Here is a 20,454-nt window from a genome sequence, read left to right as displayed (position 1 = left end):
CTTCATGACAGATGAACGAGAGAAAAAGCCCATGTCCTTCCAGATAGATAGCTCCTCCCTGGCCTATGCCGATGCCACGCCGCGCTACGACGCACAGGCCCTGATCCCCGAAGGTACAAAGGCCGAGATCGATCTGAACGGCCAAGTCTACACCTTGCGTATCACCCGCGCCGGGAAGCTGATCCTGACCAAGTGAAGCTGGCAGCGGCGAGGGTCAAAGCACGCTTTGGCGCGGCTTTACACGCGCTTTACCCAGCTTGAACTATTCCTGTGAAGTGTCAGAGCGCAAACCGTTGCGACCCTTGTGAGAGCGGCGCTGTTGCCCTATCTGTCACGCCGACAACAGCCACAGGATTTTACCATGCCTATCCGCCTGCCTTCGGACTTGCCTGCCTTTGATGTGCTCACCCGCGAGGGCGTCATGGTCATGTCCGAGGAACAGGCGGCAACGCAGGATATCCGGCCGCTGCGCATCGGGTTGCTGAACCTGATGCCGATGAAGATCAAGACCGAGAACCAGTTTGCCCGGCTTATCGGCGCGACGCCCCTGCAGATCGATTTCCAGTTGATCCGCATGACGGAGCATCAGACCCGCAACACCGCCGCCGAGCATATGGAGGCGTTTTACCGCTCCTTCGCCGAGGTGTTGGCCAGCGGGGACAAATTCGACGGTCTGATCATTACCGGCGCCCCGATCGAGCAGATTCCGTTCGAGGATGTGACCTATTGGGAAGAGCTGACCCAGGTGTTTGACTGGACGCAGACCCATGTGCATTCGACCTTTGGCGTCTGCTGGGGCGGCATGGCGATGCTGTACCATTTCCACCGCATTCAGAAACACCTGCTGGACGAGAAAGCTTTTGGCGCGATCTGGCACACGGCGCAGGACGCCCCCTCGCCTTATCTGCGGGGGTTCTCGGACAGGTTCGTGATGCCCGTGTCGCGCTGGACAGAACTGCACCGTGAAGAGCTTCGGGCCGCTGGTTTGCCGATCCTGATCGACAGCGATGAGACAGGCCCCGGTCTGGTCGAGGACCCGGCGCATCGTGCGCTTTATGTCTTTAACCATCTGGAATATGACAACGGCACGTTGAAGGAAGAGTACGACCGCGATGTGGCGGCGGGCAAACCGATCAACGTGCCGGCAAATTATTACCCGGACAACGACCCCAGCAAGACGCCGCGCAACGCCTGGCGCAGCCACGCGCATTTGCTGTATGGCAACTGGATCAACCATATCTATCAAACCACGCATTTCGATATGCAGGCCATCGGCACGTAATGCGGCGCTTTGGGGGCTGAGATGCTGGGGCTCTATGTGCTTGGCGGTGCGGTGGCGGCCTGGGGTCTGAGCCACCTGCGCGCAACGCAGCGGACCCGCGCCGCAGAAGCGGCTTTTCCACCCGAGGGCCAGTTTGTCGAGGTCGACGGCACCCGCGTGCATTATGTGACACGGGGCAAGGGGCCGGACGTGGTGCTGATCCACGGCATGTCCGGCAATCTGCGCGACATGACGTTTTCGCTGATGGATCGGCTGGCGCAGGACTACCGCGTCACGGCCTTTGACCGCCCGGGCATGGGCTATACCGACAGTCTGCATGCGGGCGGCGAGACCCTTGTGGAACAGGCGACGTTGCTGATGAAAGCGTCGCGGGCGTTGGGGTTGGCGCAGCCGGTGGTCATGGGCCAGTCTTACGGCGGGTCGGTGGCCTTGGCTTGGGCGGTGGAATTCCCCGAAACGCTGTCGGCGCTGGTGCTGGTCGCCAGCCCGTCGCACCCCTGGGATGGGGGCATGTCTTGGCTGTACCGCATAAATTCTCACCGGCTTCTGGGGCCGCTGGCCATCCCGTTCGAGGCGGCGTGGGTGCCGAAGAGTTATATCAAGAAAGCCATTGCCGGCGTGTTCAACCCGCAAGATATGCCGCCGGGATATGACGCGCACATCGGGGCGGACTTGACGATCCGGCCCGGCGCGTTGCGCGCCAACGCGTTGCACCGCGCCGGTCTGCTGGATCAGATATCAGCGCAGGCGCAGCGCTACAGTGCGCTGGCCATGCCCATTGAACTGATACACGGCAACGCCGACGATACTGTGCCGCTGCACATCCACTCGGAGCCTTTGGCTGCGAAATGTCCCAATGCACATCTGACCGTGCTCGAGGGGATCGGCCACATGCCGCATCACGCCCGTGAAGGCGCCGTCGTCGAAGCCGTTCACCGGGCGCATCGTCGCGCGGTGCGGAGCTAAGGCGATTTGCCAAGCGCGCCCGCCCCGGCCATAGTCGGGACAAGACAGGGGACGATGACCATGCCACAAGATCTGCCATTCGACGGTGCCATTACCGAATACGCCGAAAATGATGCGCCAAAAGACGTGCGCAAGGCCATCAAGGACGCTGGGAAGGACGACATTCTCAGCAGCGCCTACCCGTATGACGCGGAAATGTCGCGCAAGGCCTACGAGACAGAGATGGAGGCGCTCCAGATCGAATTGGTGAAGGTGCAGGCCTGGGCCAAGCAGCATGGGCATCGCATCGCCATCGTTTTCGAGGGGCGTGATGCGGCCGGAAAAGGCGGCACGATCAAACGGTTTCGCATGAACCTCAACCCGCGTGGCGCACGTGTGGTGGCGCTGCCAAAACCCACCGACCGCGAGGCAACGCAGTGGTATTTCCAGCGCTACATCGACCACCTGCCCGCCGCCGGAGAGATCGTGTTCTTTGACCGCTCCTGGTACAATCGCGGCGTGGTGGAGCATGTCTTTGGCTTTTGCAGCAATGCCCAGCGGGAACATTTCTTTGCCCAGGCACCTGCTTTTGAACGCATGTTGGTGGATGAGGGTATCCATGTCTTCAAGTTCTGGCTCAACGTCGGACGTGCCGAACAGCTGCGCCGGTTCCTGAAACGCGAAAGCGATCCGCTGAAGCAATGGAAGCTGAGCTGGATTGATGTGGAGGGGTTGAAACGCTGGGATGCCTATTCCGCGGCCATACAAGAGACGCTGACCCGCACCCATACCGCCGCCGCGCCCTGGACGGTGATCCGGTCGGATGACAAGAAACGCGCGCGCCTGGCGGCCATTCGCCACGTGCTGACCCATCTGGATTACGACCGAAAGGACGCGCAGACAACCGGCCATCCCGACGCGTCGATCACCGGCGGGCCGGATATCTGGGACGCCTGAGCCCCTTTCGCCGACCGCTTGTGCAGGCTATGTCCCTGCGAAAGGAGACCTGTGCCCCCTATGCCCAAACGTGGTTATCATCACGGAAATCTGCGCCAGGCGCTTGTCGAGGCCGCGCTGAAACTGATCGAGGAAAAAGGTCCGACGGGCTTTACCCTCTCGGAGGCGGCCAAGCAGGCCGGAGTCACGCCTGCGGCGGTCTACCGGCATTTCGGTGGGCGCGAAGACCTGATTTCAGAAGCCGCGCGGCAGGGCTACGAGATCTTCGCGGATGTCCTGGAATACGCTTACAACGCGGGCAAGCCCTCTGATCTGGCGGCGTTCGAGTCCTGCGGGCGGGCTTATCTGGCCTTTGCGCGCAGGTATCCGGGCCATTACATCGCCATGTTCGAAAGCGGGATTTCGGTGAACCATTCGCCGGAGCTGGCGCAGATCTCCGCCCGCGCGCGCGGTGTCATGGAAGAGGCCGCCAAGCGTCTGTCCGAACATATCCCCGAGGACAAACGCCCGCCGGCATCGATGTTTTCCGCGCATATCTGGGCCATGTCGCACGGCGTGGTGGAGCTGTTTGCGCGAAACTCCCCCGGCACCCAATCGCCGTTTCCACCAGAGGATCTGCTGGAAAGCGGGATCGGGGTGTATCTGCGCGGGCTGGGGCTGATCCCACCGGACGCGTAGCCCGGCAGGAGCTGTCAGTCGAGGTTGTCCAGGCTGACCGGGGTCTTTGCCGCAACCGACTGACGCACGCGCCGCCCGAGGATACTGTCCAGATGCTTTGGCGCTGCGCCGAACCCCGGACGCACACTGCGCACCGCGTCCGGCGTGATAACCTCCCCGGCGGCGAGGTCTTTGACAAAATACAATGACCGCCGGAAGGTGACATTGCCCATCTCGGAAGATTTTTGGCCGTAGTCCACCGTCCCCAAGGCGTCCCAAGCGGTGCGCGCCGCGGTGGTGAGGGCCTTGAACTCTGCCGGTTCGAGCGAAAAGCTGTCGTCCGGCCCGCCGCCGTTGCGATCAAGGGTAAAGTGCTTTTCGATGACGCAGCCACCGAGCACCACGCTGGCGATGGCCGTGGTGTTGTCCAGCGTATGATCCGACAGGCCGACCGGCAGCCCGAGTTCGCGTTGCATGTCCGGCATTGTGCGCAGATTGTAGTCCGATGCGGGCGCCGGATAGCCGGACACGCATTGCAGGACAACGATCTGCTCGCACCCTGCCCCGCGTGCCGCTGCCACCGCCTCGTGGATTTCCTCCAGATTGGCCATCCCGGTCGAGATGATCATCGGTTTGCCGGTCTGCGCGACGCGGCGGATCAGCGGCAAATCGACGGCCTCGAAGCTGGCGATCTTGTAGGCGGGGGCGTCGAGCCCTTCGAGCAGCTCGACGGCGGTATGATCGAAGGGCGAGGAGAAAATCGTCAACCCGATGCTACGCGCGTGTTCGAACAGCGGCGCGTGCCACTCCCAAGGGGTGTGGGCCTCTTCGTAGAGGTCGTAGAGCCTGCGGCCATCCCAAAGACCGCCTTTGATGCGAAATTCCGGGGCGTCGCTGTCGAGCGTGATGGTATCCGCACGGTAGGTCTGGAGTTTGACGGCATCTGCGCCGCTGTCTTTCGCCGCGTCGATCAAACGCAGCGCCTGATCGAGATCACCGTTATGGTTGGCGGACATCTCTGCGATGACATAAGGCGGATGGGTCGGGCCGATCTTGCGACCGTCGATGGAAAGTGTCAGATCCTGCGTCATTGTGCTGTCCGCTCCCTTAGTCCTGCCGCCTGCTGTGACGAAATTTTCGCCCAGTCCTCGGCAAATATGGCCAGCCGATGCACGGTTTCGGCCAGCCCGTCAATCAGCACGTGATCGCGAAACACCCCTTCTTCGGCAAAGCCAAAGCGCAGGTGCATCCGAAGCACGCGACTGTTCCGGGCCAACACCTCGCAGTTCAGTTTCCGCAGGCCGAGCGTCTCGAACACATAGGTGAGCGCGAGATATTCCATGCAGGAGCCGCTGCCGCGCGGGGCATCGGGATCCGCGTAGAACGCCCAGTTGGCCGTGCCGTTGCGGCGGTCGATCTGCGTCACGCCCACCACGCCAATCGGTCGGCCGTCGCGTTCATAGATCAGATACTGCGCGCTTTCGTCGGTTTGGGTGCGCGCCCACCATGATGCGTGTTCGTCGGCGGAAATCTCGTGCTGCGTATACATCATCGCCCGCACGGCAGGGTGATTGCGCCAGGCGCGCATGTGGCCCAGGTCCACCTCTGTTGCGGGTCGCAGAACGCCGAAAATGTCGCTTGATGTCATGGCTGCTGTTCCGTGTTGAGGGCGATGTCAGGGCTGCCAGAGAGCGCGGCCAACACGCGCGCGACGCCAGAGCCATCGTAGAGCCGCGCGCAGGTGTCGGCCATGACGCGCATCCGCGCGGCCCTGTCCGATGCCCCCAACCGGCGCGCCAACTCTGCGCCCCAGTCCGGGTCGGAAATATCGCCTAACAGCCAAGCCGCGCCGGCATCGTGGATCTTTTGCGCCGCAGGATGCTGGTTTTCTGCGATGGTGAGCAGCAGGCTGGGCAGTCCGAGCGTGCAGCGCTCCCACGTTGTGCCGCCGACCGCGCCGATGGCGAGATCGGCACGCGCCATGCGTGCGGCCATGTCGGTGACATCCACGGCAACCTCGACGGTTTGCGGCATGGCCTCTGCCTGCGTACGCACGGCGTCGATGGCGGGCGCACGGCTGCCCAGAATGACCTCGATCTCAAGGTCGTGCGCGGCGCGGGTCTGCGCCAGAACCGAGAGCACCTGCCCGGTGGCGTTGGGCAGGTCGACACCGCCCATGGAGACCGTGATACGCCGCAGGTCACGCCCCTTTCGGGCCTCAAGCGCCTGAGGGCGGACGGCTGCGAATTCGGGTCGCAACACGGCGAATTGCGGTCCGGCGAGGATACGGCAGCCCGTGGGGACCAATCCGGCGTAGGCGTCCGCGGTGCGTCCGAGGTTCTGGTCGAGCAGCAAATCGCAGGCGTGCGTCCGATCCGCCAGATCATCCCAGACCATCAACCGGGTGCCTTGCGTAAGGGTCGCTTTCTGCCAGCGCACATCGAAGGCGTAATGGTCGACGATCAGCCATGCGGGCGACGTGGCCTCCATCACGGCGCGGGTCTGATCGGCGTCCACCTGCCACGGCACGCCTGCCCAGACCGCGTGGGCCGGGCCGTCGGGGGAAAAGGGAGCGCCGGTCGGCGCGGGCAGCAGCGTCAGCTTGAACCCCTCCGCCTGAATGCGTGCGCCCAGATGGCCCGGCAAATCGCGCGACACGAAGCGCACTGCGTAGCCTGTGCGGCGCAGTTGTTCGGCCAGCGTCAGGCATCGCATCACGTGGCCGGTGCCGATGTCGCGCGAGGCATCGGCGCGGATCACGATCTGAGGGGCATCATCCGAGGGGGGCGAAGCGCTCATGCGGTCAGCCCTCGGCGGCCTGCAAGGCCTGCATCATGAACTCGGCGCGCTGCCAGTCTTCCTCGGTGTCGATGTCCTGAACCCGGTGACGCGGCAGGACAAGGCCATGGGCCCCGGTGTCGAACATTCCGCCGCCAGAGGCCCAGACCCCGGCGCTTGCCCAGTAGAATTGCCCGGCATCGTGCCACCGCTCCGGCAGGTCCTGGCTGCGGGTCTGCATGAGGCCAGGATCGACCATGGCGATGCGCCCGTCGTCATCGCGGCTCAGCGCGCGCTGGATCGGGAAGGGAAAGCTCGTCACGGACACCACGCTGCGGGCGTGCTCGTCGTTGAGCAGCGACAGGCCGTCCTTCAGCGCCGCCGCGGTTACGAACGGCGCGGTGGCATAGAGGCAGCAGACCGGCGTATCCGGGGGCACGGACACCTGTGCGATGGCATCGGCAATGACGGGCACGGTTGGCGTGGTGTCATCGGACAACTTTGACGCGCGCATAAAGGGCACCTCTGCCCCCTCGGCCCGCGCGCAGTCTGCGATCTCCGGGTCGTCCGTGCTGACAACGATGCGATCAAAGACACCGGCCTCCTGCGCCGCCGCGATGGACCATGCGATCATCGGACGCCCGAGAAACGGGCGGATGTTCTTGCGCGGGATGCGTTTGGAGCCGCCCCGCGCCGGGATCACGCAAAGCGTCAAGACAGCGCCTCGGTCAGCGCGGCGATCACCTCGTCCTGCATGGCATCGCTCAGACCGGCATAAAGCGGGATGGAAATGGCGCGCGCATAGTAATCCTCGGACTGCAGGAAGTCGCCTTCCGCGAAGCCAAACGCCTTGTAATAGGGCTGAAGGTGAACCGGGATATAGTGCAGGTTCACGCCGATCCCGGCGTCGCGCAGCCGTTCAAAGACCGCGCGATGGCGCGTCTGGTCGTGCAACCGGATGACGTAGAGGTGCCAGGCACTGTCGGCCTTCGGGTCACGCCCCGGGATCGACAGCGGCATCCCCTGGAGCGCGTTGTCGTAGCGATCCGCCAGCGCCCTGCGACGCGCCACGAACGGGTCCAGCCGCGACAGCTGGCTGAGGCCAAGTGCGGCCTGCATTTCCGTCATGCGGTAATTCCAGCCAAGGTCGATCTGCTGGTAATACCACGGACCGTGAGACGGCTCGGTCATCAGCGCGTCGTCACGGGTGATGCCATGGCTGCGCAGCAGCGCCATGCGCTCCGCGAGCGCGGGGTCGTTTGTCGTTGCCAGCCCACCTTCGGCGGTGGTGATGATCTTGACCGGATGAAAGCTGAAGACCGTCACGTCGGAATGGGCGCAGTCCCCCACCGGTTTGCCGTCATAATCTGCCCCGATGGCGTGGCTTGCGTCTTCGACAACGCGGACGCCGTAACGCCGGGCCAATGCGCCGATGCGGACCATGTCCGGCGACTGGCCACACATATGCACGGGCACGATGACCTTGGGCAGGCGTCCGGCGGCCTCGGCAATTGCCAGTTTGGCTTCGAGCGCATCGGCACACATGTTGAAGGTCTCGGGGGCGATGTCGACGAAATCCACATCCGCACCGCAATAGCGCCCGCAGTTTGCGGAGGCGACAAAGGTGATCGGCGTCGTCCAGAGCAGATCGCCCTGCCCCAACCCAAGTGCGGCCACCGCGATGTGCAAGGCGGAGGTCGCCGAATTCACCGCGACCGCGTGGGAGGCACCGACGCGCGCGGCGAGCGCCTCCTCGAACCGAGGCACCGCTGGCCCTTGCGTCAGGAAATCGGACCGCAGCACCGCGTCAACGGCTGCACGATCCTCCTCCGAGATATCTTGCCGCCCGTAGGGAATCATCAGATGGCTCCGATCTTGCTGCGGTTGTCCTCGATCCAGGCGATCAGCGCCTCATCCGTCATCCAGTCCGCGTTGCTGTCGCTGGAGTAGACAAAATCGTCGGCAACCTTCACCCCGTCCTTGATCCGGGCGCTGTCGTTGAACCAATCATTCAGGTTCGGCAGGATCTTGAAGTGTTCCGCATATTCGTAGGTAAAGGGCGCATCCTCGGTCCCGACCATCTGTTCGTGGATTTTCTCACCGGGACGGATGCCGACGATCTCTGTCTTGCACTCCGGGGCCACCACACGGGCAATGTCGGTGACCTTCATGGAGGGGATCTTCTTGACGTAGATTTCGCCACCGACCATGTCGGCGAAGGCGTGCCAGACCAGCTCCACCCCCTCGTCGAGCGAAATCATGAAGCGGGTCATGCGCGGATCGGTGATCGGCAGGACGCCCTTGTCCCTGATCGACATGAAGAACGGGATGACGGAGCCACGCGACCCCATCACGTTGCCGTAGCGCACCACGGAAAAGGCCGTCTTGTGGCCACCGGCGTAGGAATTGCCCGCGACGAACAGCTTGTCGGAGGCCAGCTTCGAGGCGCCATACAGGTTGATCGGGCTGGAGGCTTTGTCCGTCGACAGCGCAACGACGCCTGTCACGCCCTTGTCGATGGCCGCGTCGATGACGTTCATCGCGCCGTTGACGTTGGTCTTGATGCATTCGAAGGGGTTGTATTCCGCCGTGGGCACGATCTTGGTTGCGGCGGCGTGCACCACGTAATCCACCCCGTCGAAGGCGCGGTACAGGCGGTCACGATCGCGCACATCGCCGATAAAGAAGCGAACACGCGGATCATCGCCAAAGAGCTTCGCCATGTTCCACTGCTTCATCTCGTCACGCGAATAGATGATGACCTTCTTGGGATTGTACCGCGCGAGGGTCATCGACAGGAAAGCATGGCCGAAAGAGCCAGTGCCACCGGTCACGAGAATGGTTTTGTTGTCGAACATGGCGGGGTCAAATGCTCCGGATTTTTTTGCACAGGCGGCATGCGATGGCCGCCCTTTCCGCTGCAATATCACTGCCGCCAGTCTTTGGCCAGATGATGCGCCGCCCGGCCCGTTGCACGCCCCGGAGGGCTCGGCTACCGTGACACTCCAGAGACCGGAGCCTGTATGAACCCGATTAAAGTCCTGTTCCCCTACACCGGGACCAGCGTTGGCGGCAGCCATATTTCTTCGCTTATCCTGGCACAAAGCCTGCCGCGCGAACGCTATACCCCCGTCGTTGCCCTGCACGAAGACGGCCCCCTGTGCGATTATCTCCGGCAGGAAAGCATCGACTGGATCGCGGCACCCGCCGTGCGCTACATCGAAGGCAGCACCGTGAAACGCGGGCTCAGGCGGCTGATGTCACGCGCGCCGCTGGCCGGTTATCTGCGCACGCATGGCATTGGCCTTGTCCACACGCAGGATATGCGGATGCATATGACCTGGGGACCGGCGGCCCGTGCGATGGGCTTGCCGCATGTCTGGCATCAGCGCACCCCGGCCAAGGCATCGAAGCACGCCCGCGCCGCCGTGCGCGCCAGCGCCGTCATCGCGGTTTCCGACTACATTGCCCGGGGGTTTCCCGCTGATATGCGCGCCAAGGCGGAGGTGGTTTACAATCCATTTGCCGCGCCCACCCTTACGGATCGAGAGGCCGCGCGCCACTACATTTGTCAGCAATTGGGCCTGCCTGTGGACGCACGTTTTGTGTGCTGCGTGGCCAATCTTGCCCCGCGCAAACGCCCGTTGATCTTTGTGGATGTCGCCCGGCGTCTGAAGGCGATGGGCCATGATACGCTGCATTTCCTGATGATCGGCGCCGCGTCCCGCGAGATGACGTCAGAGGTGGTTGCAGCGGTGCGGCAGGTGGATGGCCTTGAGGCGCGCTTTCACCTCACCGGGACGCGTCACCCGGTGAGCCACTGGATCGGCGGATCAGATGTGCTGGTCGCCCCCGCTGTCCAAGAGGCCTTCGGGCGCACGTTGGTGGAGGCGCAGATGCTTGGCACGCCTGTGGTCGCCAGCGAAGACGGCGGCCATACGGAGATCATCGAGAGCGGCAAGACCGGCATTCTGGTGCCGCCCGACGATGCCGAGCATATGGCACAAGCTGTGGATCGGGTTCTGACACAGCGAGAGGTGGCCACCAGCTTGGCGGAAGAGGCACAGCGGGCCGCAGTCGCGCGGTTCTCGACAGGGGCTCACGTCACCCGGATGCGCGCGGTCTATGACCGGGTCACGTCAGGCGGCCACTAGCGGGGCGCTCCAGAAGAAGACCAACGAAATCGCGCAGGGGCGGCACCTTTGTCGAGGGACCGCCAATTTCTGTCAGCAACCTCTGGTTCCACCCGTCTGCCTGGTAAAAGCTAATCAGGTCTTTCAGGACGTCTCCCTCGGACCAATGCTCCAAACCAAAGCTGATGCCACGCGCCGCGTATCCGTACAAATCGAAGCCATGCGGATCGAGCCCGGCAGAATGGATGACGGGTGTGCCCGCCTTCAGGATTTCGATCTGCGCGGCGGTGTTCCCGCAAATAACCACATCACAGCCCATGGCAAATTCGCCGAGGCTCTCCGCGCGCGGGCGGACGTCCCAGTCCGGCACACGCCCCGCATCAAAGCTGGACACGCGCGGATGTAAGCGAAGCGCAACACGGGCGTTGGGAAACAGCTGGTCGATCCGACTGCGCATGGTGTCGATTTCGGTGCCGACAAAGGCATTTGTCGCAACCCCCAACCGTTCGATCCGGGCGGGCACGCGCAGATCCGCAGACTGGCCGGACTCGATTGCCCACAGGCGGGTGGCCCGTCCTGCCAGCGCCGCTTCCGCCTCTGCGTTGAATATCGCGGCCTCTTGGTATCCGAGGTCCGGTATGGCCGTATCGTGGAAGCCGTTCTGCCAATACAGCGTCGGGCGACCCGCCAGCGCCGCGCCAGTCGCCAGCGCAATCCGGCGCGGCGAGCGATCCCCGATATGCACGGTCATCGTCGAAAGACCGGAAAATCGTTCCGCATGCAGCAGGCTGGCGACCACCAGCACCAGGTCGTTCACCTGCAGACGGCGGCGCCAAGGCTCGGACCGGAACGCCAGGGCGACGGCACGACACTTGATACCGAGCCGCCGAAAGGCCGACAGGCGCCCGGGTTGGGCAATCGCCTCGCTCGGCAGACCCGCCTGTTCCAGTGTGGAAACAATCCCTGCTGCTTTGCTTTGCGGCGACACCGTATCGAGCATCACCAAGCTTTTGTTCGATGCGCAAAAGGCTTCGAAATTCAATGAGGACACGAAGCTCAACGCCCACGCGCCCCGGATGACGCGAATGCTGCCCCGAACGCCCAACCGAGGCTCGGGACCGGAGGTCACGCCGCGCCCGACCCGCCGCCTGTATTCACGCAAGGCACGCAAGATCAGACCGGCTCGGCGGGATTGCTGCGGTTTTGGACGATCTTTCATGGGCACCCGATCACCTAAGGATATGCCGTTGCGGCGAACGTACCAAAGAAAAAGGGCGGTCCGCGATGGACCGCCCGATTGTTCGACAGATGTCGCGGATTAACGCTTGGAGAACTGGAAGGAACGACGCGCTTTGCGCTTACCGAACTTCTTACGTTCCACAACGCGGGAGTCACGGGTCAGGAAGCCAGCCGCTTTCAGAGCTGCGCGCAGCTCCGGGTTGTACAGCTGCAGCGCCTTGGAGATGCCGTGCTTGACCGCGCCGGCCTGACCGGTGAGACCACCGCCCTTGACCGTTGCGTAAACGTCGAATTCACCTTCGACGCCAGCAATCTGCATCGGCTGACGCAGGATCAGCTGAAGCACCGGACGTGCAAAGTACTTGTCCTGGTCCTTGCCGTTCACCACGACCTTGCCGGAGCCCGGCTTGATCCAGACGCGTGCGACAGCGTCTTTACGCTTGCCGGTGGCGTAGGACCGGCCCAGTTCGTCGCGAACCGGCTCACGCGGTGCTTCTTCAACACCTTGAACGCCGCCGATGTCGTCGGTCACGGCCTGGGCGAGTTCGTCCAGAGAAGAGATCTGATCAGCCATCATTACACCCGCGTGTTTTTCTTGTTGATTGCCTTGACGTCGAGCACTTCGGGCTTCTGCGCCTCCATACCGTGTTCGGCGCCAGCGAAGATACGCAGGTTTGTCATCTGCTTACGCGCGAGCTTGTTGCCCGGCAGCATACGCTTGACCGCCTGGAACACGACACGCTCGGGGTGTGCACCCTCGAGGATCTGTTCCTTGGTACGGGATTTGATGCCGCCCGGGTGGCCGGTGTGCCAGTAGAAGTTTTCCTGGCGCTTCTTGCCCGTCAGCTGGATCTTGTCGGCGTTCACAACGATCACGTTGTCGCCCATGTCCATGTGGGGGGTGAAGGAAGGCTTGTGCTTGCCGCGCAGGCGGGTGGCGATGATCGACGCGAGGCGACCGAGGACAACGCCTTCAGCGTCGACCACGATCCACTTCTTGTCGATATCTGCCGGAGTTGCAGAGAAGGTTTTCATGATATCGTCCGTTTTATTGAGATGAGCCGGGGTCTCCCCCAGTCCGAAATCCGATGGGCGGGTTATAAACGTGCCAGCGCCCCAGTCAATATCGAAAAGTCGCAATTAAACGAGTAAATTCAGGTAGTTAAAATTACGGTATTTAAATACCCCACATTTTTCACAGACTCGACTGGATCATACCGCCAAGCCCTCTGGCGGTGTGTCCAGCAGGTGCCGGATGCGCAGGATGGCGCGTTCGAAGTCCTCAAGCGGTATATGCGCGTTCACGGAGATGCGCACCGCCTGTGGCACAATGCCATCGCGCGGGACAAAGTGTTCGGCGCCGCGCAGGGTGATGCCTGCCGCCTCTGCCGCCTGAACGAACGCCCCGACGCGCCAGCGCTCCGGCAGTTTCAGCCAGAGGAACGGGACATCCTCGCTATAGGAGACGTCAAACCCTCCCAGCAGATTGACCGCGCAGCGCACGTAGCGCGCGGTTTCTTCGCGCAGCCGCTCGACGGTTTGCACGGTCTCGGGCCGTGTGAGCAGATCGGCTGTCAGCATGGCCAGCGGCACCGCGAGGCCGAAGAACCCGTGTTCCGCCGTGCGGCGCAACGCTGCGGCCTGCGATTGCGGCGCAACCACGAAGCCAACGCGCAGCGAAGGGGCAAGGGTTTTGGAAATCGACGACACGTACCAGCCCAGATCCGGCAAAAGCGCACGATAGGTGGGCGCGCGCGATGGCGCGAGACGGTAACAATCGTCCTCCATCACGGCGAGACCACGCTTGGCGGCGACGTTGGCAATGGCTTCGCGCCGGGATTGCGGGGTGAAGATGCTGGTGGGATTGTGCACCTCGGCACTGGTACAAAGCAGCTGCGCATCGTGCTTTTGTACCAACTCATCCAAGGCCTCGGGAATCAACCCTTGCGCATCCATTGGTACAGTGACGACTTTGGCGCGTGCCAATTCCGCTGCGCGGCGAAAACCGGGGTAAGAGAGCTCCTCGACCAAAACCACCGGTGCGGGGCCGCGCAACACGGTCTGCATGACCATCATCACGCCGGACTGGCCGCCGTGGGACAAGACCACATCGGTCTCTGTCGCGGGGCCAAGGACGGCGTCTGCCATCCAGCGCAACGCAGCGGCACGGGTCGGGCCGAAGCGTTCGGAACTGGGGTATTCCAACAAGGCTTGCGCGGGGAGTTGGCCAAGACAGCGCATGGCGTCCTGCAACAAGGCCACCTGCCCCACATCCGGCGGACGAGAGTAATATAGGTTCGTGATATCAGAGGCTGGGGGGAGATATTTCACCAAGGGCACATTGGCGTACTCGGTTTCCACCGCACTGCGGTCCGCCACGAATGTGCCGCGCCCGACCTCGGCCCTCAGCAGCCCTTCATCGGTGAGGATCGTATAGGCGCGGGCCACGGTCCCGGGGGTGATACGGAGCTGCCACGCCAGCTCCCGCACCGGCGGCAAACGGTCGCCGACCTGGAGTGCGCCCTGCTCCACCGCGTCACGCAAAGCGTGACAAACCGCGCGGTATTTCGGGCCATCCGCGTGCGCTGCAAAGCCGGTTTGAATTGTATCGAGCACAATGTTTTCCTCGACCAGTACATTCACATTATGTACCAACATTAGTGCCACAAAATGGCAAAATGTGTCAATACAATTTAAAAAGGACATCCCCATGGCACACATGATCGCACGCAAAGATCTGAGCTACCTCGTTTCCCACGCCCCGCTTCCGGCGGTGAGCATCGTGGCGCTGCGGATTGCTGTTCTGGTTGCGAAATGGGATGTCCTGCGTCGCACCCGAAACGACCTGTCAGGGCTCGACGACCATCTGTTGCGTGATATCGGCGTAACGCCGGATCAGGCTCGGCAGGAAATACGCCGCCCATTCTGGGAAGGCTGACACCCTGCCCGACCGTCTCGGATCACCCGAGGATCCGGGACGGTTTCGGTACAGGTCGCAGGACCTTGGGTCAGCCTTGGCCAGGCTGGGTTCGGATCAGCCGGCGCGGAATAGCCGCAAATCCAGAGCCGGGCCGGGATCCTTTTGATGCAACGCAAAACGCGCCCGACGAAGGGCGCGTTCAGCGATCTTAAACCAGAATCAGGTTTTCTTTTTCAGGAACCGTGTGGCCATGCGGGCCAATTGGCTTTGTGTGCTTTGGCGACCGCGGGGTGCGGCGCGTTTGTGTGATTTGGACCGGGCAAAACTGTTTGCCGCGCGGCGCAATGTGCTGGCAATGGACATGTTAGGTCTCCCTTTCGAAGTGCGTTAAGTCATCTGAAGGGAGAACCCTAAGCCGCCTCTTATCGTTCCGCGCGTTTCGGCGGAATCGAATAGGTGAGCGACGCATGAGCGACAGGTTGCTCATTGCCCTCGGAATAGAGCAGCACGTCGATCACCGCGAGGGCGCGCCCAAGCTTCAGCACGCGCCCCTCTGCCACAATATCCACGCCTGAGACCGGCTTGCGCATGAAATCGATGCTGCAGTGCGTGGTGACGGCCAGTGCCTCCTCGCCCACATGCATCATGACGGCCACGTAGGCCGCCACATCCGCAAGGCTGAACATCGCCGGGCCAGAAACCGTGCCTCCCGGCCTGAGATGTCGTTCGTCATTGTGCAGCCGCATCCGCACCAGCCCCGGCTCCATATGGTCGATGCCGAACATGCCGGTGACTTGTGGGAACACCTCTTCGAGATAGGCCGACATCTCTTCGCGGCCGATAATGATCTCCATGCTTTCCTCCCTGTTTGGGCCCAGCTAACCTTGCCTTCAAAGGGAGGACAAGATGACACTTTTGGAACGTCACGACGCGGGCGGCATCGCACACCTGCGGCTGAACAGCCCCGGCAACCTCAACGCGCTGTCGGACGAGATGCTGGCCGCGCTGCAAGAACAGATCGACGCGCTGAACGCGGATCGCGAGACACGCGTGGTGATCCTGTCCGGCGCGGGAAAGGCGTTTTGCGCCGGGCATGATCTGAAACAGATGCAGGCGGCGCGCGACCACGAGGACCAGGGCCGCGCCTATTATGCCGATCTGTTCACGCGCTGCGCCAGCGTGATGACCGGGCTGACCCGCCTGCCCCAGCCTGTCATTGCACAGGTTCATGGCATCGCCACGGCGGCGGGCTGTCAGATGGTGGCGTCCTGCGACATGGCGGTGGCGGCAGAGGGCACGCGCTTTGGCGTGAACGGCGTGAACATCGGGTTGTTCTGTTCGACACCGATGGTCGCGCTGAGCCGCAATATCCCGCGCAAGAAAGCGTTCGAGATGCTGACAACCGGGCAGTTTCTATCGTCGGAGGAGGCGTTGGCGCACGGGCTGATCAACCACGCCGTGGCGCCGGAAGACCTGGAGACGCGGACCCGCGTGCTGGCGGAAACCGTCGCGGCCAAGCTGGGGGCCGCCGTCAAGATCGGCAAATCCGCATTTTACGAGCAGATGACCATTGGGCTGGACGAGGCCTATGCATACGCCGGCAATGTCATGGTGGAAAACATGCTTTTGCGCGATACGGATGAAGGCATCACCGCGTTTCTGGAAAAACGCGCGCCGGATTGGGCGTGACGATGTACAGGGCGCGGCGCAGGCTGCGCCCCCATCGGGCGTGTTCTGCATGACTTCCCTCTTGGAACGGCGCCTCGCATCGCCTAAATCCCGCTCATGACACACACACTCCACATCGTCGGCGGCGGAATGGCCGGATCAGAGGCCGCCTGGCAGGCCGCAAACCTTGGCATTCAGGTCGTCCTGCACGAGATGCGCCCCAAGGTCGAAACCTTTGCCCATCGCACCGGCGATCTGGGCGAGATGGTCTGCTCCAACTCGTTCCGGTCGGACGACCATGAACAAAACGCCGTGGGCCTTCTGCATTGGGAAATGCGCGAGGCCGGCGGTTTGATCATGGACACCGCTTATACCCATCGCTTGCCCGCGGGCGGCGCGCTGGCCGTGGACCGCGATGCATTTTCCGCCGCTGTGACGGCCAAGATCGCGGCGCATCCGAACATCTCCGTCAGCCATGAGGAGATCACGGAGCTGCCGACCGAGGGGCACTGGATCTTTGCCACCGGCCCGTTGACGTCAGAGGCGCTCGGCGCGGCCATTCAGGCAGAGACCGGCGCCGACCGCCTCGCCTTTTTCGATGCGATTGCGCCCATCGTCTACGCCGAAACAATCAATATGGACGTGGCCTGGCTGCAGTCACGCTACGACAAGGGCGAGACGGAAGAAGAGCAGAAGGCCTACATCAACTGTCCGATGACAAAGGATCAGTACGAGGCCTTCATCGACGCGCTGCTCGCCGCCGACAAAACCGAATTCCACGAAGGCGAGACCGCGAAGTATTTCGACGGGTGTCTGCCGATCGAGGTTATGGCGGAACGTGGCCGCGAGACGCTGCGCCACGGGCCGATGAAACCTGTCGGGCTGACCAACCCGCACGACCCGGAGACGAAAGCCTACGCCGTGGTGCAGCTGCGCCGCGACAATGCGCTTGGCACGCTGTTCAACATCGTCGGCTTCCAGACGAAGATGAAGTACGGCGCGCAAACGACTGTTTTCAAAATGATTCCCGGGCTTGAGGAGGCGTCTTTCGCGCGGCTGGGCGGGATCCATCGCAACACTTTTCTGAACTCGCCGACGCTTCTGGATGACCAGATGCGGCTGCGGTCAAAGCCCAACATCCGCTTTGCCGGACAAGTGACGGGTGTCGAAGGTTACGTGGAAAGCGCCTCAATGGGGTTGGTCGCAGGCCGTCTGGCCGCGGCAGAGATCCTCGGACAGCCACTGGAGTCCGTGCCGCAGGACACCGCCCACGGCGCGCTGATCCACCACATCACCGGTGGCGCGGAGGCCAAGACGTTCCAGCCGATGAACGTGAATTTCGGCCTGTTCCGTCCGCTGGACGGGCTGAAAGGTGGCCGTCGTGGTCGAAAAGACCGCTACAAGGCCTATACTGATCGGGCAAAAGCCTGCTGGACCGACTGGCTGGCCACGCAAAAGGAGCTTGCATGAATTACGTCCTTGCCCTCTTTCTTCCGCCGCTGTCGATCTTGTTGCTGGGACGGATTTTCCTGTCGATCGTCGTCTTTATCATCTGGATACCGGCGATCATCTTTTCCGGCGGGTTGACGCACCCGATGTTCATTCTGCTGGCCTGGATTTTGATCTATCAGGCTGGTGAGGAGAGACGCGCGCGTCGCTACGGAAATCGAGATTAAGATCTACGCCCAACGCACTGTATGAAAACAAGATTTGCCCCCAGCCCCACAGGCCCATTGCATCTGGGCCATGCCTATTCGGCGCTTCTGGCGTTTGACATGGCGCAGGCGGCTGGGGGCCGTTTCCTCCTGCGGATCGACGATTTGGACCTGTCGCGCGCGCGCCCTGAATGGGAGCAGCAGATTTACGACGACCTTCATTGGCTGGGGCTTCATTGGCCCACACCCTGCCGACGTGAATCCAACCACATGGCAGACTACGACGCCGCGCTCGATCAGCTTTGGGACATGGGGCTTCTTTACCCGTGTGGATGCACCCGCCGTGACATTCGCGAGGCCTTGTCCGCCCCGCAGGACGCCCCGCGCGAAGGCCCCGATGGGCTGATCTACCCCGGCACCTGCCGCCCCGACCGGCCGCTCGCAGGGCCGCGCCCCAAGAACCAGACGCTGCGTCTGAACATGGACGCCGCCATGCGCCACGTGCGTGAGGCGCTCCCGCTGACGTTTACCGAGAGCGGTGCCGGGCTGTCTGGTGAGACAGGAGAAATTCTACTGTCTCGTAACGCCATGATTAACAACGTTGGCGACGTTGTGTTGTCGCGGCGTGACGCGGGTGCAGCCTATCACCTTGCCGTCGTCGTCGACGATGCCGCTCAAGGCATCACGCATGTGGTGCGCGGCGCAGATCTTTTCGACGCGACGCGCATCCATGTGCTGCTGCAAACGCTGCTTGATGTGGCTACGCCACGCTATCATCACCATATGTTGATCCGCGATGATCACGGTAAACGCCTGGCAAAGCGGGACGACGCCCGGGCCATCGCAGTCTATCGCGCCGAGGGAATGACGCCGGAGGATATCAGGCAGAAGATCGGGCTATAAGCCACTGGCACATATAAGCTTTTACTCCGCCATGGGCGCCATGATCTCAACTTCGGTCCCTTCAGTGACCGACGTGTAAAAACATGACCGGCGGTTCGTGTGACAGGCTGGACCTTCTTGACGCACCACCGCGAGCAGGCAATCGCGGTCGCAATCCACCCGCAGATCCACCAGCTCTTGCGTGTGACCGGAGGTTTCGCCTTTTACCCAAAACGCCTGACGTGAACGAGACCAATAGGTTACACGACGGGTCTCAAGCGTTTTGTTAACACTTTCGATATTCATCCAGGCCATCATAAGCACTTCTCCGCTGCCCTCTGCCTGGGCGATACAGGGGATCAGGCCGCGCTCATCATAGACCAAGGTCGCAGGATCGAAGGACATGGGTGAAAAACCTTTTGCTTGCCGCTATTGGCTGCCTATGTATTTAGAACCTTCCCGAAGCGAAAGCCCAAGGCATGACTGCGGAAACCGATCTGATCAAATTGTACTCTGGCCGCATTTTGGAGCTGGCCGCCGACATCCCGCATCTGGGCCGTCTCGACGCGCCCGATGCCTCGGTGAAGAAACGTTCGCCGCTGTGCGGATCTACGGTCACCGTGGATCTGAACATGCGTGATGGCAAAGTCAGCGGCTACGCGCAGGACGTCAAGGCCTGTGCCCTTGGCCAGGCTGCGGCCTCTGTGGTGGGCGGTGCGATCGTCGGCCAAACGCCGGAACAGATCGGAGCCGCTCGGGACGCGCTGCGCGATATGCTGAAATCCGATGGCCCGACCCCGCCTGCGCCCTTTGAGGGGCTGGAAGTGCTGCGCCCGGCAAGTGCCTACAAGAACCGCCATGCGTCGATCCTGCTGGCGCTGGACGCCGCTGTGGAGGCCGCCGCCGAGGCACAGACCGGCTAAGCGCCCTCGCGGGCCTTCTATCAAGTTTACATGAAAAAAACCGCCGCACTCCGGGACAGGAGGCGGCGGCAAAAGTGCGTGACGGTCAGAAACCACCAAGATCGGTTACAGGCAGGAAACCGACTGGGGGACAAACACCGACGCCGGGACAAGGCGCATGGTGCTGGTGGTCGCTTGCACGCGGGCAGAAAGTCGAAAGTTACAGGACAGAGGGAAGATGAAGCGCACCAAAGAGGATCACGGCGAGGCTGACTGCACCAAGCGCATCTTGCCATAGTTGGCCTTGGTGGCGGTGTAGCGTGGCTTTGACGATATCGAGCATTGGGTCACTCCGATGTTCCGTTTGTTGACCCTTTGTTCTCATGTTCTTAATCACCTGTAAAGAACTAAATGAGAACATTTCGTGAAAACATAG

Annotated in this window: 26 protein-coding genes; 12 read left to right on the top strand and 14 right to left on the bottom strand. The window is 62.3% G+C overall.

Features of this window, described 5'->3' with window-relative positions:
* Positions 1 to 31 precede the first annotated feature (31 nt).
* From hemP to J4E08_RS03045, 5 genes are all read left to right on the top strand, one after another.
* Complete coding sequence (hemP, locus tag J4E08_RS03065; RefSeq protein WP_183964954.1) at positions 32 to 196, top strand: hemin uptake protein HemP; 165 nt, start codon at positions 32 to 34, stop codon at positions 194 to 196.
* Between the two features lie 165 nt (positions 197 to 361).
* Complete coding sequence (locus tag J4E08_RS03060) at positions 362 to 1,282, top strand: homoserine O-succinyltransferase (protein ID WP_349537238.1); 921 nt, start codon at positions 362 to 364, stop codon at positions 1,280 to 1,282.
* Between the two features lie 21 nt (positions 1,283 to 1,303).
* Positions 1,304 to 2,248: an alpha/beta fold hydrolase gene (locus tag J4E08_RS03055; protein WP_349537237.1), complete on the top strand. Its 945-nt coding sequence runs from the start codon at positions 1,304 to 1,306 to the stop codon at positions 2,246 to 2,248.
* Positions 2,249 to 2,308: 60 nt separating this feature from the next.
* Positions 2,309 to 3,184, top strand: a complete 876-nt coding sequence (gene ppk2 / locus J4E08_RS03050; protein ID WP_349537236.1) for a polyphosphate kinase 2 — start codon at positions 2,309 to 2,311, stop codon at positions 3,182 to 3,184.
* A gap of 60 nt (positions 3,185 to 3,244) precedes the next feature.
* Positions 3,245 to 3,862 (top strand): TetR/AcrR family transcriptional regulator, encoded by a 618-nt coding sequence (locus tag J4E08_RS03045; RefSeq protein WP_183964470.1) that lies wholly within the window; start codon positions 3,245 to 3,247, stop codon positions 3,860 to 3,862.
* A gap of 14 nt (positions 3,863 to 3,876) precedes the next feature.
* On the opposite strand, the gene pseI is transcribed toward J4E08_RS03045, so the two are convergent.
* Genes pseI through pseB form a run of 6 tightly spaced genes read right to left on the bottom strand, consistent with a single transcriptional unit; the run spans position 3,877 to position 9,477 of the window.
* Positions 3,877 to 4,932, bottom strand: a complete 1,056-nt coding sequence (gene pseI, locus J4E08_RS03040) for a pseudaminic acid synthase (protein ID WP_349537235.1) — start codon at positions 4,930 to 4,932, stop codon at positions 3,877 to 3,879.
* Positions 4,929 to 5,489: a UDP-4-amino-4,6-dideoxy-N-acetyl-beta-L-altrosamine N-acetyltransferase gene (pseH, locus tag J4E08_RS03035; RefSeq protein WP_349537234.1), complete on the bottom strand. Its 561-nt coding sequence runs from the start codon at positions 5,487 to 5,489 to the stop codon at positions 4,929 to 4,931. Before pseH ends, pseI begins: the two co-directional genes overlap by 4 nt.
* A complete protein-coding gene (gene pseG / locus J4E08_RS03030) occupies positions 5,486 to 6,640 on the bottom strand; it encodes a UDP-2,4-diacetamido-2,4,6-trideoxy-beta-L-altropyranose hydrolase (protein ID WP_349537233.1) in 1,155 nt (384 codons plus the stop codon). The genes pseH and pseG overlap by 4 nt, the downstream gene beginning before the upstream one ends.
* Before the next feature lie 4 nt (positions 6,641 to 6,644).
* Positions 6,645 to 7,334, bottom strand: a complete 690-nt coding sequence (gene pseF, locus J4E08_RS03025; RefSeq protein WP_349537232.1) for a pseudaminic acid cytidylyltransferase — start codon at positions 7,332 to 7,334, stop codon at positions 6,645 to 6,647.
* Positions 7,331 to 8,479, bottom strand: a complete 1,149-nt coding sequence (gene pseC, locus J4E08_RS03020) for a UDP-4-amino-4,6-dideoxy-N-acetyl-beta-L-altrosamine transaminase (RefSeq protein WP_349537231.1) — start codon at positions 8,477 to 8,479, stop codon at positions 7,331 to 7,333. Before pseC ends, pseF begins: the two co-directional genes overlap by 4 nt.
* Positions 8,479 to 9,477, bottom strand: coding sequence for a UDP-N-acetylglucosamine 4,6-dehydratase (inverting) (pseB, locus tag J4E08_RS03015; protein ID WP_349537230.1), 999 nt, complete (start codon positions 9,475 to 9,477; stop codon positions 8,479 to 8,481). The genes pseC and pseB overlap by 1 nt, the downstream gene beginning before the upstream one ends.
* A 165-nt stretch (positions 9,478 to 9,642) precedes the next feature.
* Between pseB and J4E08_RS03010 the strand changes: the two genes are divergently transcribed.
* Entirely contained in the window at positions 9,643 to 10,773 is a 1,131-nt protein-coding gene (locus tag J4E08_RS03010) for a glycosyltransferase family 4 protein (RefSeq protein ID WP_349537229.1), read from the top strand.
* On the opposite strand, the gene J4E08_RS03005 is transcribed toward J4E08_RS03010, so the two are convergent.
* From J4E08_RS03005 to J4E08_RS02990, 4 genes are all read right to left on the bottom strand, one after another.
* Complete coding sequence (locus J4E08_RS03005) at positions 10,754 to 11,971, bottom strand: hypothetical protein (protein WP_349537228.1); 1,218 nt, start codon at positions 11,969 to 11,971, stop codon at positions 10,754 to 10,756. The genes J4E08_RS03010 and J4E08_RS03005 overlap by 20 nt on opposite strands.
* Before the next feature lie 99 nt (positions 11,972 to 12,070).
* Positions 12,071 to 12,565: a 30S ribosomal protein S9 gene (gene rpsI, locus J4E08_RS03000; protein ID WP_183964439.1), complete on the bottom strand. Its 495-nt coding sequence runs from the start codon at positions 12,563 to 12,565 to the stop codon at positions 12,071 to 12,073.
* A gap of 2 nt (positions 12,566 to 12,567) precedes the next feature.
* A complete protein-coding gene (gene rplM / locus J4E08_RS02995) occupies positions 12,568 to 13,026 on the bottom strand; it encodes a 50S ribosomal protein L13 (protein WP_183964437.1) in 459 nt (152 codons plus the stop codon).
* Between the two features lie 177 nt (positions 13,027 to 13,203).
* Positions 13,204 to 14,607, bottom strand: coding sequence for an aminotransferase-like domain-containing protein (locus J4E08_RS02990; RefSeq protein ID WP_349537227.1), 1,404 nt, complete (start codon positions 14,605 to 14,607; stop codon positions 13,204 to 13,206).
* 94 nt (positions 14,608 to 14,701) lie between these two features.
* Here J4E08_RS02990 and J4E08_RS02985 point away from each other — a divergent pair, with 94 nt between their 5' ends.
* A complete protein-coding gene (locus J4E08_RS02985; RefSeq protein WP_183964435.1) occupies positions 14,702 to 14,929 on the top strand; it encodes a DUF1127 domain-containing protein in 228 nt (75 codons plus the stop codon).
* Positions 14,930 to 15,130: 201 nt separating this feature from the next.
* On the opposite strand, the gene J4E08_RS02980 is transcribed toward J4E08_RS02985, so the two are convergent.
* Positions 15,131 to 15,274: a hypothetical protein gene (locus tag J4E08_RS02980; protein ID WP_349537226.1), complete on the bottom strand. Its 144-nt coding sequence runs from the start codon at positions 15,272 to 15,274 to the stop codon at positions 15,131 to 15,133.
* A 59-nt stretch (positions 15,275 to 15,333) separates the two neighbouring features.
* The gene (locus J4E08_RS02975) at positions 15,334 to 15,765 is read right to left on the bottom strand and encodes a PaaI family thioesterase (protein ID WP_183964433.1); all 432 of its coding nucleotides are present in this window, start codon (positions 15,763 to 15,765) and stop codon (positions 15,334 to 15,336) included.
* Between the two features lie 52 nt (positions 15,766 to 15,817).
* Between J4E08_RS02975 and J4E08_RS02970 the strand changes: the two genes are divergently transcribed.
* The 4 genes from J4E08_RS02970 (at position 15,818) to gluQRS (ending at position 19,137) form a co-directional block, all read left to right on the top strand.
* A complete protein-coding gene (locus tag J4E08_RS02970) occupies positions 15,818 to 16,600 on the top strand; it encodes an enoyl-CoA hydratase (RefSeq protein WP_349537225.1) in 783 nt (260 codons plus the stop codon).
* A 96-nt stretch (positions 16,601 to 16,696) separates the two neighbouring features.
* Entirely contained in the window at positions 16,697 to 18,049 is a 1,353-nt protein-coding gene (gene trmFO, locus J4E08_RS02965) for a methylenetetrahydrofolate--tRNA-(uracil(54)-C(5))-methyltransferase (FADH(2)-oxidizing) TrmFO (RefSeq protein WP_349537224.1), read from the top strand.
* Positions 18,046 to 18,255 carry a hypothetical protein gene (locus J4E08_RS02960; RefSeq protein ID WP_349537223.1) on the top strand — a complete coding sequence of 70 codons (210 nt, stop codon included), beginning with the start codon at positions 18,046 to 18,048 and terminating at the stop codon, positions 18,253 to 18,255. Before trmFO ends, J4E08_RS02960 begins: the two co-directional genes overlap by 4 nt.
* Before the next feature lie 21 nt (positions 18,256 to 18,276).
* Positions 18,277 to 19,137: a tRNA glutamyl-Q(34) synthetase GluQRS gene (gene gluQRS, locus J4E08_RS02955; protein ID WP_349537222.1), complete on the top strand. Its 861-nt coding sequence runs from the start codon at positions 18,277 to 18,279 to the stop codon at positions 19,135 to 19,137.
* A 21-nt stretch (positions 19,138 to 19,158) separates the two neighbouring features.
* Here gluQRS and hisI read toward each other — a convergent pair whose 3' ends face one another.
* Positions 19,159 to 19,521, bottom strand: a complete 363-nt coding sequence (gene hisI / locus J4E08_RS02950; protein ID WP_349537221.1) for a phosphoribosyl-AMP cyclohydrolase — start codon at positions 19,519 to 19,521, stop codon at positions 19,159 to 19,161.
* Between the two features lie 74 nt (positions 19,522 to 19,595).
* On the opposite strand from hisI, the gene J4E08_RS02945 reads away from it, so the two are divergent.
* A complete protein-coding gene (locus tag J4E08_RS02945) occupies positions 19,596 to 20,039 on the top strand; it encodes an iron-sulfur cluster assembly scaffold protein (protein WP_349537220.1) in 444 nt (147 codons plus the stop codon).
* 199 nt (positions 20,040 to 20,238) lie between these two features.
* Here the strand turns inward: J4E08_RS02945 and J4E08_RS02940 are convergent, their stop codons facing one another.
* The gene (locus tag J4E08_RS02940) at positions 20,239 to 20,361 is read right to left on the bottom strand and encodes a hypothetical protein (RefSeq protein WP_349537219.1); all 123 of its coding nucleotides are present in this window, start codon (positions 20,359 to 20,361) and stop codon (positions 20,239 to 20,241) included.
* Positions 20,362 to 20,454: the final 93 nt, after the last annotated feature.

Source organism: Sagittula sp. NFXS13 (assembly GCF_040148795.1).
GTDB classification, from domain to species: domain Bacteria; phylum Pseudomonadota; class Alphaproteobacteria; order Rhodobacterales; family Rhodobacteraceae; genus Sagittula; species Sagittula marina.
Note: the sequence above shows the minus strand (reverse complement) of the source record. Positions and strands in the feature narration are given on the sequence as shown.

What these genes read in the sequence shown, in the direction of transcription:
- J4E08_RS03005 (WP_349537228.1), bottom strand. Translation starts at nt 11,971, where the DNA reads ATGAAAGATCGTCCAAAACCGCAGCAATCCCGCCGAGCCGGTCTGATC.
- J4E08_RS03060 (WP_349537238.1), top strand. Translation starts at nt 362, where the DNA reads ATGCCTATCCGCCTGCCTTCGGACTTGCCTGCCTTTGATGTGCTCACC.
- J4E08_RS02970 (WP_349537225.1), top strand. Translation starts at nt 15,818, where the DNA reads ATGACACTTTTGGAACGTCACGACGCGGGCGGCATCGCACACCTGCGG.
- J4E08_RS03055 (WP_349537237.1), top strand. Translation starts at nt 1,304, where the DNA reads ATGCTGGGGCTCTATGTGCTTGGCGGTGCGGTGGCGGCCTGGGGTCTG.
- J4E08_RS02945 (WP_349537220.1), top strand. Translation starts at nt 19,596, where the DNA reads ATGACTGCGGAAACCGATCTGATCAAATTGTACTCTGGCCGCATTTTG.
- pseI (WP_349537235.1), bottom strand. Translation starts at nt 4,932, where the DNA reads ATGACGCAGGATCTGACACTTTCCATCGACGGTCGCAAGATCGGCCCG.
- J4E08_RS02975 (WP_183964433.1), bottom strand. Translation starts at nt 15,765, where the DNA reads ATGGAGATCATTATCGGCCGCGAAGAGATGTCGGCCTATCTCGAAGAG.
- pseG (WP_349537233.1), bottom strand. Translation starts at nt 6,640, where the DNA reads ATGAGCGCTTCGCCCCCCTCGGATGATGCCCCTCAGATCGTGATCCGC.
- rplM (WP_183964437.1), bottom strand. Translation starts at nt 13,026, where the DNA reads ATGAAAACCTTCTCTGCAACTCCGGCAGATATCGACAAGAAGTGGATC.
- pseB (WP_349537230.1), bottom strand. Translation starts at nt 9,477, where the DNA reads ATGTTCGACAACAAAACCATTCTCGTGACCGGTGGCACTGGCTCTTTC.
- J4E08_RS03045 (WP_183964470.1), top strand. Translation starts at nt 3,245, where the DNA reads ATGCCCAAACGTGGTTATCATCACGGAAATCTGCGCCAGGCGCTTGTC.
- gluQRS (WP_349537222.1), top strand. Translation starts at nt 18,277, where the DNA reads ATGAAAACAAGATTTGCCCCCAGCCCCACAGGCCCATTGCATCTGGGC.
- pseH (WP_349537234.1), bottom strand. Translation starts at nt 5,489, where the DNA reads ATGACATCAAGCGACATTTTCGGCGTTCTGCGACCCGCAACAGAGGTG.
- ppk2 (WP_349537236.1), top strand. Translation starts at nt 2,309, where the DNA reads ATGCCACAAGATCTGCCATTCGACGGTGCCATTACCGAATACGCCGAA.
- rpsI (WP_183964439.1), bottom strand. Translation starts at nt 12,565, where the DNA reads ATGGCTGATCAGATCTCTTCTCTGGACGAACTCGCCCAGGCCGTGACC.
- J4E08_RS02960 (WP_349537223.1), top strand. Translation starts at nt 18,046, where the DNA reads ATGAATTACGTCCTTGCCCTCTTTCTTCCGCCGCTGTCGATCTTGTTG.
- J4E08_RS02985 (WP_183964435.1), top strand. Translation starts at nt 14,702, where the DNA reads ATGGCACACATGATCGCACGCAAAGATCTGAGCTACCTCGTTTCCCAC.
- J4E08_RS03010 (WP_349537229.1), top strand. Translation starts at nt 9,643, where the DNA reads ATGAACCCGATTAAAGTCCTGTTCCCCTACACCGGGACCAGCGTTGGC.
- hisI (WP_349537221.1), bottom strand. Translation starts at nt 19,521, where the DNA reads ATGTCCTTCGATCCTGCGACCTTGGTCTATGATGAGCGCGGCCTGATC.
- trmFO (WP_349537224.1), top strand. Translation starts at nt 16,697, where the DNA reads ATGACACACACACTCCACATCGTCGGCGGCGGAATGGCCGGATCAGAG.
- hemP (WP_183964954.1), top strand. Translation starts at nt 32, where the DNA reads ATGTCCTTCCAGATAGATAGCTCCTCCCTGGCCTATGCCGATGCCACG.
- J4E08_RS02980 (WP_349537226.1), bottom strand. Translation starts at nt 15,274, where the DNA reads ATGTCCATTGCCAGCACATTGCGCCGCGCGGCAAACAGTTTTGCCCGG.
- J4E08_RS02940 (WP_349537219.1), bottom strand. Translation starts at nt 20,361, where the DNA reads ATGCTCGATATCGTCAAAGCCACGCTACACCGCCACCAAGGCCAACTA.
- pseC (WP_349537231.1), bottom strand. Translation starts at nt 8,479, where the DNA reads ATGATTCCCTACGGGCGGCAAGATATCTCGGAGGAGGATCGTGCAGCC.